Here is a 16,754-nt window from a genome sequence, read left to right on the forward strand (position 1 = left end):
CCTACTCTATTAAAAAAGGCTTTTCGGATTCCGCCTGGTCATTGCGCAATGATGTTTTGTATTCATTTTATAAAAAGTTACTTAGACAATTCATACAGAAAATATTCATCTGTTCTATCATATCTTTGCAAAATTGTAATATGGAAAAAACATCTAAATAACATTTTAAGAAACCGTTCGTTTTTTGATTGAAGCAAAGATGTGGGGTATTTAATTATTGTACAACAGATCATTCCCTGTTTTTTAAAAATACCAACCTTATTTTTAAAAATAATGGAGATGTTTTATGTTATTACTAAGCTTTCAGTTTAATTATAGTAATTAGATATAATAACTTGAACACTAAAGATATCTCAACTGTTTACGTTTTAGAAAATTTTGATAATAGTGAATTAAAGATCTAGATTTTTGAACTAAAAACTCTTTTGATTTTATGGTTTAGCCAGGTATAGTATCTTTAAATAAACTTTAGCTATTTAATTTATAGTTTGCCTTATAATGATCTTTATTACTAGATTCGCTTTCCTCTATTTTGTATCTCACTGTTACCTCTATTCCCAAGACATTGAATCGAATCTTTTTGGCACTAAAAAAGATACACTACTAACAAAATCATATGACGAAATTTACAAACTTCATTATGATAACTATGAAATTGATAGTCTTTATAACTTTTATGCCAAAGCTTTCATAAGAAAAGCATATGAAGAAAAAGATACAGCCAGAATTACTATTGGCTATTATGTATTAACATACAAGAATTTAAATAGTAACCTTCAATTTAATGATAGCCTGATTAAGTACGCTAATATGTTAAAATCTTATCAATGGTCCTGGCAAGGTTACGACAATAAAGGAGTTATATATAATGATAAAAGAAACTTTCAATTAGCATTAATTAATCATGTTAAAGCTTATAATATAGCAAAGGAGTATGGACTTAAGGATTATCAAATCAGTTCTCTACTAAGTCTAGGTATTTTAAAAGAGCGAATCGGTAGGTATGAAGAATCTTTACAGAATTTTAAATTAAGTACAATATTTTTAAAAGAGAAAATAGAGAAAACTGATAGTATTGATGAAAGTCTACAACAGTCTTATCTCAATAATTTACATATCTTAAGCAATTCATATCGCTTAAATAAAAAGTTAGATTCTGCCAAAATTATAATTAATGAAGCGAAACAATATCAAAAATTTGAATGGGCTTTTAGAAGTCTGAATAAAATTAAATTAAATGAAGCAGAAATTGATTATGATTCGAGAAAATACAAGAATGCAATTAAAAACGGGACGTTTGCTATTTCTCATTTTATCGAAGATGAAGATGAGAAAAGCGTTGCTGCTTGCTATTATATAATAGGCATGTCACATTTTAAATTAGGCTACAAAGATATCGGTATAGATTATTTAATTAAAATGGATAGTATATACTCAAAATTAGGAAGCATATACCCCCCTGTTAGATCAGGTTATGAGAATTTAATTTCATATTTTAAAAAGAAAAAATATATAGAAAAACAATTATATTTTGTTAATCAACTATTACATTTTGACAGTATTGCACATGATAACTATACATTTATATATGAACACTTAGTAAATAATCTGGAAAAACCCGAACTATTAAAGCAAAAAGAAGAATTAACTAAGCAATTAAAAGGTAAAAATAAAAAAGTTCGATATTGGGTTTTTACAGCACTATTTGTAATTATAATATTGTTATTTGAAATTGTAAGAAGGAAGAAATTATTATTAAAAAAAGAAAAAGAAAAAGAATTACTAGAAATAAAATTTCAAAAAAGGTTTGATGATCTGGTAGGAAAAACCAAGAAATCTTATTCTTATAAATCCACTAATATAGAAGATGAAAATTATACTGATAATTTAGAAATTTCAAAACCAGTAGTATCTGATATTTTAAAGCAACTTAAGCGGTTTGAAGAAAATCAAGATTACATAAATTCTGAACTAACTGCTACCATATTAGCGAAACAATTTAACACTAATGCAAATTATTTAGGACGTATTGTAAAGTTTCACCATCATAAAAGTTTTAGACAATATGTAAATGATTTACGAATAGACTTTGCTTTAGATCAAATTCGTAATAATTTAAAATTTCGAAATTATTCTATATCTGCAATAGCTAAAGAAGTAGGTTTTAAAAATACTGATCCTTTTACCAAAGCTTTTAAAAATAAGGTAGGTATAAATCCTTCTGATTTTTTAAAAAAAATTTCGAAATAGAGCTTATCTTTTAGATTTTAACCCTTTTTTTTAAAAATAGGGTTATAAAGTCAATTTTTATAGTTGTTTATATCCTAATCTTGTTTTTCTTTGTTTGAGAAATTTAAATTATTTGAGTATGAAAACTTTAAAACAGTTAAAAAACCTTGAACTAACCAATCTACACTATATAGTAGGGGGTGATGGTGATGTTGGGCCTGGTGATAAAAAAGGCAAAGACAAGGATAAACCTAAACCTTCAAATCCCAAACCACCATCTACACCTACTCCAATAATATCTAGTGATTAAAAATAATATTATAAAATTGAGCGAGTATGTAATATACTTGCTCAAATTATCATATGAGAAAATTTAGTATACTTCTAATCTTGTTTTCCTTAGTTACACATGGTCAAACATTAAAGAATAAAGATCATTATCTTTCTAAACAACTAGTAAATGATATTAAGTTCAAAGAATGTATAATTTTCATTAAAGACTGTCTTGTTATTAAGGCAACCCCTAGTGTAGTCGCCGTACTTGATAGTGATATGGATATTAATCATAAAGGATTAAAACCTTTTATATGGAAAAATCCGCAAGAAGTCATTGATGGTATTGATAATGATCAAAATGGATATATTGATGATTTAAACGGATGGAATTTTATTGGGCAAAAATGCAATGGTGAAAGTTTAGTATTTACTTCTATGGAAGAAACTCGTATTCTTAGAAAATATAGTAAGAACTATGTTGATAGTCTTTTTTCAAATAATACAATTCCATATCAATATGAAGATGTTAAAAAATCATTTGAATCACTGTTTAACGCAGCAAAAGAGACTGTTGATATTTATGGAGAACAGGAAGGTAATTATACCTTAGTTATAGATACTTTAAAAATTCTAATGAATAAAGAAGATATAAATCGATTTGACCTCATTAATTATAAAACTAATAATGATACTATTCAAAATTACCTGAACTTTGCAAAACACTATTACGATACCGGATTTCCATATAAACAATTTATAAAAGAACTAAATTTCAATAAAAAAGTTTTACAATTTGCTTTAAATCTAAATTATGATAATAGGGATTTAATAGGTGATCAAGTCGCAAATATTAATGATAAAACATATGGAAGTCCTAAATTTAATTTGATAACTGATAAAATAAGCCACGGAACAGAAATTGCTGGGGTCATAGCGTCATTACTTACGAATGGTGATAGTTCTTTATTTTTATCAGAAAAACTACAAATTATGCCTATCATAATAACGGGTAATGGTGATCCTACTGATAAAGATATTGCACTCGCTATACGATATGCAGTAAATCAAGGTGTTAAAGTAATTAATCTAAGTCAAACCAAGACCTTCTCAATAACTGAGAATTTCATCGATAATGCACTTGCCTACGCAGAAAAAAAAGATGTTCTTATTGTTAAATCCGCCGGTAATGAATCTATAAACCTAGATAAAAAAATTAGATACCCCAATGATATTGATAATAATAATAAAGAACTTTACAATAACATGATTGTTGTAGGATCATCTACTAAAAATTTAGATAGCACGCTTTTAGATTCTAGTTCAAACTACGGGAAGGATTATGTTGATATTTTTGTTCCAACTGATGAAGTAAAAACTTTTTTGCCCAATGATAAACTTTCTATAGAGGACGGAGGAACATCATATGCTGCACCAATAATTGCTACTCTTGCTTTATTGATTCGATCATATTATCCTACACTTACCGCACCTGAGGTTAAAGAAATTATTATGAAATCTGGTACTCCGTATGATATAAATGTAGAAATTACTCGAGAAGATGGTTCTAAAGAAATGGTTCCCTTCTCATCCCTTTCAAAATCAGGAAAAATTGTCAACGCCTACAACGCCATTAAAATGGCGGAAAAAATTTCAAAAAGACAACTATCTAATAATTAATTTTATTTCTACCATTAAAAATTGGATAAAACGAAATTTTTTGGGAAGGCTGCAATGTCAGAAAACAGATTAAGGCTTTTAACAAATTTGAACTTAAAAATTGTAGGTGGTGAATCACCAATTAATGATGGAGAAAAATAGAAAAAAGGTGAAAAGGGATCAGGAGGAAGTAATTCTAAACCTCCGGCTTTACCAAATCCTATAATTAGTTCCGGTGAAAAATAGTTATAGGTTTACCTTGTATATTTTATAAATTCTAAAAACTGCTATTAAAGAAAAGTAATAGCAGTTTTCTCAAAAATTTAATCTTGATTTTACGTGTTTTATTAATAATCCTTCTGGTAAATACACTAGTTGCTAAAAAATCTAATGATTCCAATTTACTTAAAAATGAATGGTGGATGAGGACTTGGAATAAAGATAGTCTTCCAGGCATTAGTTTAAATGCAGCCTTTCATAATAATAATTTACCTAAACAGAATACCGATACTATTATAATAGCGGTATTGGATTCAGATTTTGACACAAAGCATAAAGATTTAAAAGAATATTTTTGGGTAAATCAAAATGAAATTTCAAATAATTCTTTGGATGATGACAGTAATGGATATGTAGATGATAAATATGGTTGGAATTTTTTAGGCATCAAAGGTCAAAAAAAAGCGCTAACCTTTACATTAATGGATGAAACACGAATACTATCGAAATATTCTGAAGAAGCTTTTGGTAATCTCAAGGAAGAGAAAGGTTTACCTTTCACTTTTGAAGAAGTCAAAAAATCATATGATTCCATTATTTCAGAAATAAAACAAGATATTGAATATAATAATCAAATTATTCAAGGGTATTCTAAAACCATAGAAATGTTGGAGCTTAAACCTAATGATTCGGTAATAGATTTTTCCACAATTAATTCTGATAATATAGAAAACGAATCTTTGCAGCAATGGGTTGAATATTTATCGTATTTATTTGATGAAAGTTACAATTATACTGATGTACTACATGATTTAAAAATCTCGGAAAAATGTTTAGAAATCTGTATGAATTTAAATTATGATAATCGTGAATTGGTAGGAGATAATTATACTAATTTTTTAAATATTAATTACGGTAATTCATATTTTAATCAGAACAGTAGATTTCTTGAGCATGGCACGGCAATATCTGGAGTTATATCTTCTATACTTCAATTTCAAAAAAATAATGGAAACACCTTAATAAAAATAATGCCTATAACTATAACAGGTATTGGTGATTTTACCGACAAAAATCTTTCTTTAGGAATAAGATATGCTGTTGATAATGGTGCTAAAATTATTAATATAAGTCAGGGTAAAAAATTTTCAATTCAAGAAGATTTTGTAGATGATGCTTTAAAGTATGCTGAAACACATGATGTTTTGATAGTCAATTCTGCAGGAAATGAAAATGAGAATGCGGACGATATCATAAAATATCCTAATGATGTAAATAATAAGGATAAAGAAATTGTAAATAATTTTATAGTTGTTGGTGGTAGTACTAAATCAATAAATAAAAATTTAAGAGAAGGAGATTCGAGAGTGTAAACTGTACTCTGTCTGATTAAAATTTTAGTTTAATTTTAATGAGATATTATGACAACACAAGAACAACAAGAATTAGAGAAGAAGGCACTAGAGCAATTTATGTCTGGTAAGAGTCTTTTTAGTAAAGATGGTGCTTTTGCACCAATGCTTAAAAGTTTTATTGAGAAGGCTTTAGCGTCTGAGATGGAAGGTCACCTGGACGATGTTGAACGTTCCAAAGGAAACAAACGTAATGGCAAGGGCAAGAAGACCATCAAGAGCGGTTTTGGGACTTTTGATATTGAAACCCCTCAAGATCGTCTCAGTAGCTTTGAACCAGAGCTGGTCAAAAAGCGGCAAAGTATCCTGGCAGACAACCTTTCAGATAAAATAATCGGTCTCTATGGCCTAGGGATGAGCTACCGTGATATCTCTTCACACATCAAAGAGATGTACGACACAGAGATCTCCCATACCGTGCTAAGCCAGATTACAGATAAGATCATTCCGGATGTAAAAGCATGGCAGAACCGTCCTCTAGAACCTTTATACTGCATCGTCTGGTTAGATGCTATGCACTACAAGGTTAAAGTAGAAGGGAAGATCGTTCACAAGGCACTTTACAACATCTTGGGAATTAACAAAGAGGGGCAAAAAGAAATACTAGGGATATACTTATCTGAGAGCGAAGGTGCTAACTTCTGGTTGCAGGTACTCACCGACCTTAACAATAGGGGGCTTGAAGATATTTTGATAGCCTGTACCGATAACCTAAAAGGATTTACTAATGCGATACTCGGTGTTTTCCCCAAAGCTGAGGTTCAACTTTGTATCGTTCACCAAATACGTAACTCCTTAAAGTATATAGCTTCAAAGGATCAAAAGGAATTTATGAGGGACCTTAAAAAAGTCTATCGGGCAACAAATAAACAAGTGGCAGAGGATGAACTGGAAAAGCTATCGGGCAAGTGGGAAGAAAAATATCCGGTAGTCATTCAAAGTTGGCAAAACAACTGGGAGCATCTATCACAGTACTTTAAGTATACAGCACCTATTAGAAAAATCATCTATACCACCAACGCTGTAGAGGGGTACCATCGCCAGGTACGCAAAGTAACCAAGACCAAGGGTGCCTTTACAAATGATATGGCACTGCTCAAGCTCGTTTACCTTGCTACGATGAACATCCAGAAAAAGTGGACAAGCCCTCTCCACAACTGGAGCTCTACCATACAGCAACTTTATATTATCTTTGAGGATAGGATAGACCTGGATATTGGTAAAAACCAATCAAAACGTGTCGCTGACGCTAGGTCGCATTCCAAAATCAGTCGAAAACAAGTTTCGACTAATTTTGAAATGGATAAGAAAAAATAACTCAGACAGAGTTTAATTTACACTACCGGAGATTTCAAATTACGGGAAAAAAAATGTTGATGTATTTGCTCCGGGACAGGCTATAAATACTTTAACTCCTAATAATAGTTCTAACTTATCAGACGGAACCTCTTTTGCAGCAGCGATAGTTACAGGAATATATGCATTGATCCGTTCTTATTACCCATCTTTGACAGCTCATGAAATTAAAAGAATTCTTATAGATTCCGGTACTTCTTACGATATTAAAGTAGAAATCACCCAAAAAGACGGATCAAAAAAACTAGTTCTTTTCTCTTCTCTTTCCAAATCAGGAAAAATCATTAATGCTTATAATGCATTATTAATGGCAGAACAGCTATCAAAAAGATAGTTTTAGAAAAAATATTATAACAAATAACAAAGCTTAGCGTAAAAATCCTTGAAAAACTCTTTGTTTTCACTATCTCCTTATTATTTATCACCTGTTCTTCAAACGATGACGAAGAAGATTGTATGAAAATCATAACGTTTCCCGGATATCAAGTAGGTGGTACCATTCAACCTGAACGAAAATTAGAAGTACCCTGCGATTTTGAAGAGCCGGAAGAAAATGATATTATTACCATCCCATCTCTCGAAAACTTTTCTTATAACGTAATTCAATTTGAGTTTACACAAGATACCGTTGCTAAAACCGATAGGTTACAATTTCAAATTGAATTAAATAATAATAATAATTTTAAAGCAATCGGTTTTCCTTACTTAACTCTCAGATATGACGATGGTATAGAAGTTTCTACTAGTTATGCAAATGATGCTATCAATGCTTGTTTAGAGATTGAAGCTAATGGGAGTTGTTTGCATACTTATGATAAAACCTTTAATGGTGGTTCAAGCCAAATAGTTTTAGACACTTTCCAACTTAAGAAAGTTGAATACTTATTGACAGAATAACCAGAAGAACTAATTCTGAGTCCATTTTAATACATTCATAGTTTACTTTGAGTTAGTAAAGATCTTGAATTTGTTTGTAGTTTGAAGGTATATAGTGATGGTTAGGCAGTGTTTCGTAAGGGAAAGAGTTAAAGATAAAGCACTGACCATTTATTTGTATTATTGTTTTTTGTGGTTTTAGCGAAACACTATTTTGAAAAGCTGCGTAGCAGCACAATCAAAATAGATAGTTGAGCTAATTCCGCCACCAAGGCGGGATCTCCTAAATTCTAACACAAAGTCTATTAAGTTCGATAAATCGGTTCATTTTTTAAGTTTATAATTTAACACTTAAATGAACTGATATGTTATTTGGATATGCACGTATAAGTACCGCGTCTTAGAAATTTGATTTACAAATCGATGCTTTGTTAAAAGCAGGAGTAAAAGAAAAGAATATTTATAAAGATGTTTCCTCTGGAGCAAAAGCAAATCGGAAAAAATTGGATTTGCAATTAAGTAAATTGCGTGAAGAGGATGTAGTCATTGTTTGGAAGATGAATCGAATCGCAAGAAGTGTAGGACATATGCTAAAACTCGTCGATGAATTTGAACAATTGGATGTAGGCTTTAGAAGTTTACAAGAACCTTTTACAGATACAACTTCCGCACACGGAAAATTTGTGTTGACCATTTTTAGTGCCGTTGCGGAAATGGAGCGTAATATAATCGTAGAACGAATATTAGCCAGACAGGAAAGTGCCAGGAAAAGAGGCGCTAAGATTGGTAGGAGAAAAGGTTTAAGTAAAATGGCTGAAGCAAAAGCAATCCTGGCAGAAAATTATTACCGGGATGAAAAAAACCAGCTCTCTATTACTGAAATAATGAAACTAGTCGATATTAATTCCAAAGCCACTTTATACAAATATTTAGCGCATTGTGGTCGTAGGAACTGTATGATTTGTAAAGCTACTTTTTGGGATAAGAATCAAGATGTAAATAATGCATATTGCAGAAAACACATAAAAAAACCGAGGGAAAAAGTGGTATCTTAATGTTATTTTGCTAAATTAGAAGCAGTAAAATTATGAACCACCCCATGTTTGAGGTTTACTTCAGGTGTAGGGTTATTTATTAAATCATGGGGTTAAAAATAAGTACAATAGCTGCTATACCTGAAAATGTAAATAGAGATTATTTATATATATTAGATTACTACAATTGGGATGAACCTATAGGGAATACTCTAAGAAACAGTTTTGATAAAATTGCAAAATTCGCTTCTGAAAATAATTCAATAGCGATCCAAGGTATTCCCGAAAGCCATTTTTATTCCGAACTTTGGTCTTGGGAATCAATTAATGGTATCGATCCAAAAGAATTATTACCTGCTTTGATGATCACTACGATACATCCAAAATATTTTTTAGAAAGAAATGATAAGGATGTAAAAAAAGAAAAAAATTCAGAGGACAAATTAGTTTTCATAAAGATCGCAAAAGTTTGTAAAACTCCTCGAGATGTTTTAAAACTTATTGAAAAGATTTTCAGTGATATTCAAAACCATAAAAAAATTTGTGATTTTCAAGTAAAAAGTGAACTGAGTGAAGGAATTGGAAAAATTCTAAATGATACTATAATCTTAGAACCCGACATAGCAGGAGTCGGAATAAATATTAATAATATCTGTAAATTTTTGTCAAAAAAGCAACTCAAAAAAATTAAAAAATCTATATAAGCGATAAATTAAAGTAATATGAGTGATCATAATAATGAAGAAACAACTAATAGAATAGAACTATTTGAGAATGAGGTAAGCGGGCTTAAGAAAGAGATTCAAAAACTTAGAATTTTCATTGATTAGGTAACAAACTAGAAGAGTTCAATTATATAAATTGATTTATACCATTCATAAACCGAATTAATGAATATAAAGGACTATTTAAAAAGACTAAATAATAATTCGCAAGAAATTTTTAATAAATCAATTCATGACACGGAAAACTTAGGAAGAGCACATCACTATTCTTCGTTTATTGGTGAATTTTCGAATTATGTTTTTGATAAGAATGAAGAAAGAATGATTCTTACAGTGGCAATCCAACTTGAATCGGCTAGTTTCAATTTAATTTATGGAATGTACCGAGAAGCATTTTCTTCATTAAGACTGGCTTTTGAACTTGGGCTTGGAGCTATTCATTTTTCTATACATAAATTGGAGCAAAATGAGTGGATGAAAGGTGAAAATGATATTAAATGGTCTAAATTGATAGATAATGAAAATGGAGTTTTATCAAAACGCTTCTGTAATGCTTTTTTTCCGGAAGCATCAGAGTATATCGAGGACTACAATGATAAATCTAGAAATGCTTATAGAAGAATGTCAGAATTTGTGCACGGAAATTATGAAACTTGGAGTAAAAGTGGCCTTAAATTGAAATTTGATCCACAGCTTAAGAAAGACTATTTTGAACTCAATAGTGATATTTCTAAAATATTAATATTTATGCTTTGTTGTCGATATTTAAAATCACTAACTCAAGAAAATAAAGAATCTATATCTGAATTTCTTCTAGAAGAATTGAGACATATATCTCCTGTAAGAGAATATTTGGGGGGTGCAAAAGAACTATAATATGACAGAATTTAAACTTAGAACTGAAAGCATCAAAGATGACGACATAACATTGCTTGCTGTAAAAAATAAGAATGATAAAAAAATAATTAAATCTTTACTTTCATCAGAACCATGCTTGTTAGAAGGTTCTAGGGGTACTGGAAAATCTTTTCTTATGAAGATTGCACAAATAAAATTGGAAAAGAAAGAATTAGCTTTATCTATATTTATATCATTCAACATAAGCTCTTTAATAAATACCAGAGATAATTTACAATTTTATCATTGGATGTTGGCAAAAACGCTTAGAGCATTAATGAATAAATTAAGAAAAAAAGGATTATCCATTTCAAATTATTCAAAAACTTTATTAAGTAATGATTCATCAGAAAATGACAAAACTATTGAGAAAAATTTGAAAGAGATTGTAAGACTTTTTGAAAATTCATACAGTCAGCAATGCACAAATGTTAATGTGGAAAAACTTCCTGACATAGAAGACGTTAAGGAGGCAATTCAAGAAATCTGTACTAAAAACAACCTAGATAGAATTTATTTTTTCTTTGATGAGGCTGCTCACGTTTTCAGACCAGAACAACAAAGACAATTTTTTAATCTATTTAAAGATTTGAGATCTCCATATATTACTTGTAATGCTGCAATATATCCTGGGGTTACACATTTCGGAGATTCTTTTGAACCAATTCATGATTGTATATATGAAGTGCTTGAAAGAAATATAGCAGACAGTGACTATTTAGAATATTTTAAAAAATTGGTATCGAAACAAGCTGACACAGGTTTGACAAAAGCATTAAACACTCAAGTTGAACTATTTAATACTCTTGCGCTATCATCTGGAGGTAACCCCAGAATTTTATTGAAGACTATTCAAGAAATGCAAAAGTTTAATACGAATGAAGCCAATAGAATTATTAAGGATTTTTACCGAGTTAAAATTTGGTCGGAACATACTGAATTGGGAGAGAAATATAAGGGTCATCAATCCTTGATTGACTGGGGTAGAGATTTTCTCGAAAAAACTGTTATACCAGCTATTTTAAAAAATGAAAAATCTAGTATCTATTTTTGGATCAGTAAAAATGTCCCCGAGACAGTTAAGGAATCTCTTAGACTATTGACTTATACAGGAATTATAAGAAAGCTTGATATAGGTATTCGTTCACATGGAGAATTAGGTAATAGATACGAGGTAAAATATGGATGTATAATAGCTTTAAAGCCCAATCCTCATTCTTATTCAAAAGAATTATTTGAGATTCGAGATATTAGACGTTTCAATGAATTTAGCAGTAATAAAAAGGAGTATGAAAAAATTGAAAATCTTTCTGCATCTATTCTTGAAGATGAGCAGTATATAGAGTCCCTTGAAAGTATGCTTAATAAATCTATTGATGTTTTGTCTCTAACAAAATGGCAAAAGGAAAGATTGAAACATTCAGGATTTCAAACCATTAAAGATTTATATGGCTTAAAAGAAAAAGTACTAATTGAGAAGATATATAATGTGGGACCCGTAAGGGCAAGAATTATGATGAATGCGGCCAATTCTGAGTTGTTAGAGTATATTTCAGGGTAACTTTGAGGACATTTATAATTTGATTTTAATCCGAAGGTCATTAATTATAAGAATTAAAACAATGAACAATATTAAATTATACATAATAATTATAATTGGGATAACATCATCAACTACTTACAGTCAGGTCCTAAACGAAAAATTTGAGAATTATTCATCTCGGAGTGATTTAGAAAATAATTGGACAATAGAAGGAGATTATTTTCTTGAAAAGAATTTTCGTGAATCTAAAGAGTTAAGATTCAAAAATTCATTTAGCCTAATTCACAATACTCCTAAAAAAGGAATTGGTAAAATTGAATTAAAATCTTTAATCACAGGATTAAATGATTGGGAGGTGATTGTTTACTTAGAAAAGAATTCTGTATTTAATGATTGGAAAGAAGTAAATAGAACTAATGTCAATAAATTATTAGATAACTACTCTACTACAACTTTAGATTTTAATAAAATAGAAAACTTATTCTTAAAGCTAGAATTTATTTCTACTGGAGAAGCCTCTCCAATTGCAATAGAAAGTATAATATTCAATAAAATATCAAATGAGGCAAAACAAAAGATAAATTATGAGAAACAACTAAAAGAAGCTCAAGTTGTTCGAGAGGATGAGATAAAAAAATTTATAAATAACAAGTCTTTTAATGATGCTAATGAGTTAATTAGAACTTATAAAGAGGATTATAAAAAGCGAGTTAAAGCCCTAACTATGCTTTCAAGAAAAAGTGTCGCCATCAAATTAATTTCTGGTACAGCATCTACATTAGGGAACTACAATCAATTATCTAATCCTCTTAATTACAATAGATTTAAAGAATTCAAGACTCAACTATTCAAAAATCTAGAATCAATTGACACTCTATATTTTAATGATGAGATTGAAGGTAGAATAAATAATTTTTATAATCAGTTGAAAACTCCAATAGAGATAGTAAAAGGTATTGGAGATATATTCACTGGTGGAGCTGTAAGCAAGTTAGTGAATGGATTTAAAGGGTTAATAACAAAGGGGTTTAGCACTGAGAGATTAATTACTCTGGGAGTGAAGAAGAGTAAGCTACGTAAAAAACGAAAAGAAGGCATTCTACTTTACACTAAATCGAATAAATTTTTTAAGGAAATTGAATCTCAAAATCACAATACCCTTGCTTTAAATCTTAATATTCTTTCCATCTATGATAAAACTGACGACTTTAATCACAGGGTTAATAATAAACTCAAAGAATACCTTGCATTTGAAAATATATTAATTGATAACTTTCATCTCCAAGAGATAGTAAAGAATGAATCTCATCAACAATTTAATAGTGAAATTGATTCATCATTTGTAAGCTTATTAGGTGATAAATCCACATTTAGTGTAAGTCAAATTACAAATCACATAAAAAAATTAGATGTCTTTTTCTCAGATACAGAAGACTTAATTAAAGAGTATGAAAGAATTTCCAATTCTTTCAGTAGTTATTATACTGATTTTAAGACTCAATTGGAAAAGGGTTGTCCATTTTCGGGATTAGATGAAACAGATCAAAAATATTGGAATGATAATATATCTGAATTGATTAAAACAACGAATGAATTGCAACAAGGTTTTATTGACAATTATGTTAATATCAAGTTCATCAAGGAATAAAACTCTTTTACATAGATGCTAAAAATTATAGCTGCTCTTTAAGACAGCAATGCTTTTTAGCTGAACCGTTAGCAAGAGTTCAATAAAACGATAATAAAATGGCAGGAAAATATGATGCATATTTAGTGTGTAAAAATGGACACGGAATAAATAGTTCCTATTTCACGAGTCCAGAATTTAATCAAGCCTTTTGTACAATTTGTGGAGCAAAAACCAAAAAAGACTGTCCAAATTGTGGAAAAGATATTGAAGGAAAAATACACTATGAAAATATAGTTGACCTTTCTAGTGGAATTGTATCCGTCCCAGAAATATGTAAACATTGTGGAAAAGACTTTCCTTGGAAATCAAAAATAGAAAAAATAGCGAAAAATATTACTAAAATTGATAGAGACAACCTATTACTTTTAGAAACAATTTTTGATAAATTCCATTTGGTAGTAAAACAAATTCGTCAAAGATATGATGACAGAGAAACACTTGATGTTAGAGATGAATATGACACTCAAGACTTATTACATTCACTTCTGAGAATTTATTTTGAAGATATCAGAACTGAAGAATGGAATCCAAGCTATGCAGGTTCGTCAACAAGGTCTGACTTCCTTCTAAAAAAAGAAAGTATAGTAATTGAAGTTAAAAAAACAAGACCTAATTTAAAAGCAAAACAAATTGGGGAACAATTAATAATAGATATTGCTAAATACAAAACACATCCGAATTGTAAAACCTTATACTGCTTTGTTTATGACCCTGATGGGTATATAAATAATCCAAAAGGAATTGAAAATGATCTAAATAATGACACGTTAAATATGAAGGTAAAAGTAAAAATCGTTCCAAAAGGACATTAAATAACTGCTACTGAAATTGGCTACTATAAGGAATATCTCGTTCTAGTCTACTTCTAATATCTATGAACGTTTTCGGTTAGTTTTGTACTTGCAAAGTAAACAATAAAAACATGTAGCTATTCATAACCGATACCGATAAAAGTTCAATAAAATGATGGATAAAATAAGTTCAATTTATAATTCTTCAATTCAATCCATTGAAAATTCAAGTAATGGAGTGGTAAATGGTGTTTTAAGTGGTTTTGACAAATTAGATCAGATAACCAATGGATTTCAAAATTCAGAACTTATTGTTATAGGCGGCAGACCTTCAATGGGTAAAACATCATTAGCTGTTTCATTAGCTATAAAAATAGGAGCTAACAGTAAGGATACACTTGGAATTTTTTCTTTACAAATGCCGGTTTATCAGTTTGTATCTAGAATGATTTCTCAAGAAACAGGTTTCAGTGCTTTAAAATTGAAAAAAGGTGAATTAGAGAAGCATGAATGGGAAATATTACATACTCGCACTAAAAATATTAAGGAAGCGCCTATTTATCTACAACACTCGCACTGTATGAATATTAACGAAATTATAATGACTTGTAATGAGTTAGTAGAAAAAAAGCAAGTGAAATGCATTTTAATAGACAAATTGCAACTAATTGAGCCGTTACCTTCAGATTATAAATTTAATAATAGAGAGCAAGAAATAAATAAGGTAGTAATTAAATTAAAGCAAACAGCATTGAAATTAAATATCCCGATCATATTATTTTCTGATTTAAATAGATCAGTAGAGGGACGTGGTGGTTCCAAAAGACCTCTATTATCAGATCTCAGAGATTCAGGTCAAATTGAAAATGAAGCAGATATTGTAGCTTTTATATATAGACCTGAGCAGTATAGAATAGCAGAATGGGATGATGATGAATCTAGTTCAACATCTGGTGAAGCAGAATTATGTATAAAAAAACACAATGTTGGTGAATTCCATAATATAAAATTATCGTTTAATTCAATGACAGGGAAATTTGATAGTCTTAGTAAAAAGATATCTTCTAAATTTGATAATATGAGCGATGATCCTTTTTCCGATATAGGAACTAAACAAGAATTTGTATTTGGTAGTAGCTTTCATAATCTTGAAAACGATGACATACCTTTTTGATTTAATAAAAGAAATAATTCACTAAGACGATTAAAATCCAGTTCAATATAATTTTCATTCGTTTCAAAATCTAAAAAAAACCGATACGTTACTGTATCGGTTTATAAATTATGTCACCATCCAATGTGCATGACTAGCATTAAAAATTTCTAATGCTAAAAATTTCCATACATCTTTCTAGCTTGTAATATACTTTTACGGTGGTATTTAAAGTTCCTTCCGATGCGAGTATATTTAATAATATGAGCATCCCGTAGTTGTTGCATTTTTGTTCGACTTGTAAAGCCTAACAATTGTTTTGCTTCTTGGGTGCCAATCCATTCGGCTTCGTTCTTATTGGTATTGCCTAATTTTTCTTCGGCATAATCCAGTACTTCATCAATTAACTGGAAAAGAGCTTCGGTTTCTATTGTAATTGTACTCATGCTTTTATTGTTTTTGTAGTAGCATACCTGTTAGAGTTTTGATTGAGAAAATCTAAAATGCTATTTTTTGAGTACTGATAGGTTTTACCGATTTTAGTAAATTGAATAGCATCGACATCCCGTAGCTGCTGCATTTTAACCCGGCTTTTAACTCCTAATAATTTTTTGGCTTCATTGGTGTCAATCCAATCAGATGCACCTTCACTTTCGGTTACTTTAAATTGCTCATAAATCTTATGAGTCAATTCATCAATTAATTTGTAGAACGTAGCTTTTTCAAAAACAATTACTTCCATAATAATACATTTTAATGCTTATAGAAACAAAGAAACTAAATGCTCTCATACTTAAAACCTAAATATGCAGGTAGGTGTTTCTATCTGCAAATCTTTGCAGTAAGATCTAGGTAGTTGCTAGCAAAAAGGTATATAAGCCATTTTTAATTTTAACA

Annotated in this window: 15 protein-coding genes and 2 pseudogenes; 15 read left to right on the forward strand and 2 right to left on the reverse strand. The window is 29.9% G+C overall.

The window, feature by feature from the left end; all coding sequences use genetic code 11:
* Positions 1 to 498: 498 nt before the first annotated feature.
* From NBT05_RS04365 to NBT05_RS04430, 15 genes and pseudogenes are all read left to right on the forward strand, one after another.
* The gene (locus NBT05_RS04365; RefSeq protein WP_265772235.1) at positions 499 to 2,250 is read left to right on the forward strand and encodes an AraC family transcriptional regulator; all 1,752 of its coding nucleotides are present in this window, start codon (positions 499 to 501) and stop codon (positions 2,248 to 2,250) included.
* A gap of 118 nt (positions 2,251 to 2,368) precedes the next feature.
* The gene (locus tag NBT05_RS04370) at positions 2,369 to 2,539 is read left to right on the forward strand and encodes a hypothetical protein (protein ID WP_265772236.1); all 171 of its coding nucleotides are present in this window, start codon (positions 2,369 to 2,371) and stop codon (positions 2,537 to 2,539) included.
* Between the two features lie 53 nt (positions 2,540 to 2,592).
* Positions 2,593 to 4,182, forward strand: a complete 1,590-nt coding sequence (locus tag NBT05_RS04375; RefSeq protein WP_265772237.1) for a S8 family serine peptidase — start codon at positions 2,593 to 2,595, stop codon at positions 4,180 to 4,182.
* 308 nt (positions 4,183 to 4,490) lie between these two features.
* Positions 4,491 to 5,753: a S8 family serine peptidase gene (locus NBT05_RS04380; RefSeq protein ID WP_265772238.1), complete on the forward strand. Its 1,263-nt coding sequence runs from the start codon at positions 4,491 to 4,493 to the stop codon at positions 5,751 to 5,753.
* Positions 5,754 to 5,801: 48 nt separating this feature from the next.
* Positions 5,802 to 7,001, forward strand: a pseudogene (locus tag NBT05_RS04385) (IS256 family transposase); the annotation flags it as partial.
* A gap of 190 nt (positions 7,002 to 7,191) precedes the next feature.
* A pseudogene (locus NBT05_RS18440) lies at positions 7,192 to 7,281 on the forward strand (hypothetical protein); the annotation flags it as partial.
* Positions 7,282 to 7,299: 18 nt separating this feature from the next.
* Complete coding sequence (locus NBT05_RS04390; protein WP_265772239.1) at positions 7,300 to 7,482, forward strand: hypothetical protein; 183 nt, start codon at positions 7,300 to 7,302, stop codon at positions 7,480 to 7,482.
* Between the two features lie 122 nt (positions 7,483 to 7,604).
* On the forward strand, positions 7,605 to 8,045 hold the full coding sequence (locus NBT05_RS04395) for a hypothetical protein (protein WP_265772240.1): 441 nt from the start codon (positions 7,605 to 7,607) through the stop codon (positions 8,043 to 8,045).
* 398 nt (positions 8,046 to 8,443) lie between these two features.
* Positions 8,444 to 9,079, forward strand: coding sequence for a recombinase family protein (locus tag NBT05_RS04400; RefSeq protein ID WP_265773207.1), 636 nt, complete (start codon positions 8,444 to 8,446; stop codon positions 9,077 to 9,079).
* 86 nt (positions 9,080 to 9,165) lie between these two features.
* Positions 9,166 to 9,762 carry a hypothetical protein gene (locus tag NBT05_RS04405; RefSeq protein ID WP_265772241.1) on the forward strand — a complete coding sequence of 199 codons (597 nt, stop codon included), beginning with the start codon at positions 9,166 to 9,168 and terminating at the stop codon, positions 9,760 to 9,762.
* Positions 9,763 to 9,948: 186 nt separating this feature from the next.
* Positions 9,949 to 10,659 carry a hypothetical protein gene (locus tag NBT05_RS04410; RefSeq protein WP_265772242.1) on the forward strand — a complete coding sequence of 237 codons (711 nt, stop codon included), beginning with the start codon at positions 9,949 to 9,951 and terminating at the stop codon, positions 10,657 to 10,659.
* A 1-nt stretch (position 10,660) separates the two neighbouring features.
* On the forward strand, positions 10,661 to 12,241 hold the full coding sequence (locus NBT05_RS04415; RefSeq protein WP_265772243.1) for a hypothetical protein: 1,581 nt from the start codon (positions 10,661 to 10,663) through the stop codon (positions 12,239 to 12,241).
* 61 nt (positions 12,242 to 12,302) lie between these two features.
* Entirely contained in the window at positions 12,303 to 13,871 is a 1,569-nt protein-coding gene (locus NBT05_RS04420; RefSeq protein WP_265772244.1) for a hypothetical protein, read from the forward strand.
* A 98-nt stretch (positions 13,872 to 13,969) separates the two neighbouring features.
* Positions 13,970 to 14,725 carry a DUF2321 domain-containing protein gene (locus NBT05_RS04425; RefSeq protein WP_265772245.1) on the forward strand — a complete coding sequence of 252 codons (756 nt, stop codon included), beginning with the start codon at positions 13,970 to 13,972 and terminating at the stop codon, positions 14,723 to 14,725.
* A gap of 151 nt (positions 14,726 to 14,876) precedes the next feature.
* Positions 14,877 to 15,878, forward strand: a complete 1,002-nt coding sequence (locus NBT05_RS04430) for a replicative DNA helicase (RefSeq protein WP_265772246.1) — start codon at positions 14,877 to 14,879, stop codon at positions 15,876 to 15,878.
* A 155-nt stretch (positions 15,879 to 16,033) separates the two neighbouring features.
* On the opposite strand, the gene NBT05_RS04435 is transcribed toward NBT05_RS04430, so the two are convergent.
* Positions 16,034 to 16,303 carry a hypothetical protein gene (locus tag NBT05_RS04435; protein ID WP_265772247.1) on the reverse strand — a complete coding sequence of 90 codons (270 nt, stop codon included), beginning with the start codon at positions 16,301 to 16,303 and terminating at the stop codon, positions 16,034 to 16,036.
* On the reverse strand, positions 16,300 to 16,599 hold the full coding sequence (locus NBT05_RS04440) for a helix-turn-helix domain-containing protein (RefSeq protein ID WP_265772248.1): 300 nt from the start codon (positions 16,597 to 16,599) through the stop codon (positions 16,300 to 16,302). The genes NBT05_RS04435 and NBT05_RS04440 overlap by 4 nt, the downstream gene beginning before the upstream one ends.
* Positions 16,600 to 16,754 lie beyond the last annotated feature (155 nt).

The organism is Aquimarina sp. ERC-38 (genome assembly GCF_026222555.1).
GTDB lineage: Bacteria > Bacteroidota > Bacteroidia > Flavobacteriales > Flavobacteriaceae > Aquimarina.

Bases quoted from the DNA above. Each gene is read 5' to 3' on its own strand.
- NBT05_RS04365 (WP_265772235.1), top strand. From the start codon at position 499: ATGATCTTTATTACTAGATTCGCTTTCCTCTATTTTGTATCTCACTGT.
- NBT05_RS04370 (WP_265772236.1), top strand. From the start codon at position 2,369: ATGAAAACTTTAAAACAGTTAAAAAACCTTGAACTAACCAATCTACAC.
- NBT05_RS04375 (WP_265772237.1), top strand. From the start codon at position 2,593: ATGAGAAAATTTAGTATACTTCTAATCTTGTTTTCCTTAGTTACACAT.
- NBT05_RS04395 (WP_265772240.1), top strand. From the start codon at position 7,605: ATGAAAATCATAACGTTTCCCGGATATCAAGTAGGTGGTACCATTCAA.
- NBT05_RS04405 (WP_265772241.1), top strand. From the start codon at position 9,166: ATGGGGTTAAAAATAAGTACAATAGCTGCTATACCTGAAAATGTAAAT.
- NBT05_RS04410 (WP_265772242.1), top strand. From the start codon at position 9,949: ATGAATATAAAGGACTATTTAAAAAGACTAAATAATAATTCGCAAGAA.
- NBT05_RS04415 (WP_265772243.1), top strand. From the start codon at position 10,661: ATGACAGAATTTAAACTTAGAACTGAAAGCATCAAAGATGACGACATA.
- NBT05_RS04420 (WP_265772244.1), top strand. From the start codon at position 12,303: ATGAACAATATTAAATTATACATAATAATTATAATTGGGATAACATCA.
- NBT05_RS04425 (WP_265772245.1), top strand. From the start codon at position 13,970: ATGGCAGGAAAATATGATGCATATTTAGTGTGTAAAAATGGACACGGA.
- NBT05_RS04430 (WP_265772246.1), top strand. From the start codon at position 14,877: ATGATGGATAAAATAAGTTCAATTTATAATTCTTCAATTCAATCCATT.
- NBT05_RS04435 (WP_265772247.1), bottom strand. From the start codon at position 16,303: ATGAGTACAATTACAATAGAAACCGAAGCTCTTTTCCAGTTAATTGAT.
- NBT05_RS04440 (WP_265772248.1), bottom strand. From the start codon at position 16,599: ATGGAAGTAATTGTTTTTGAAAAAGCTACGTTCTACAAATTAATTGAT.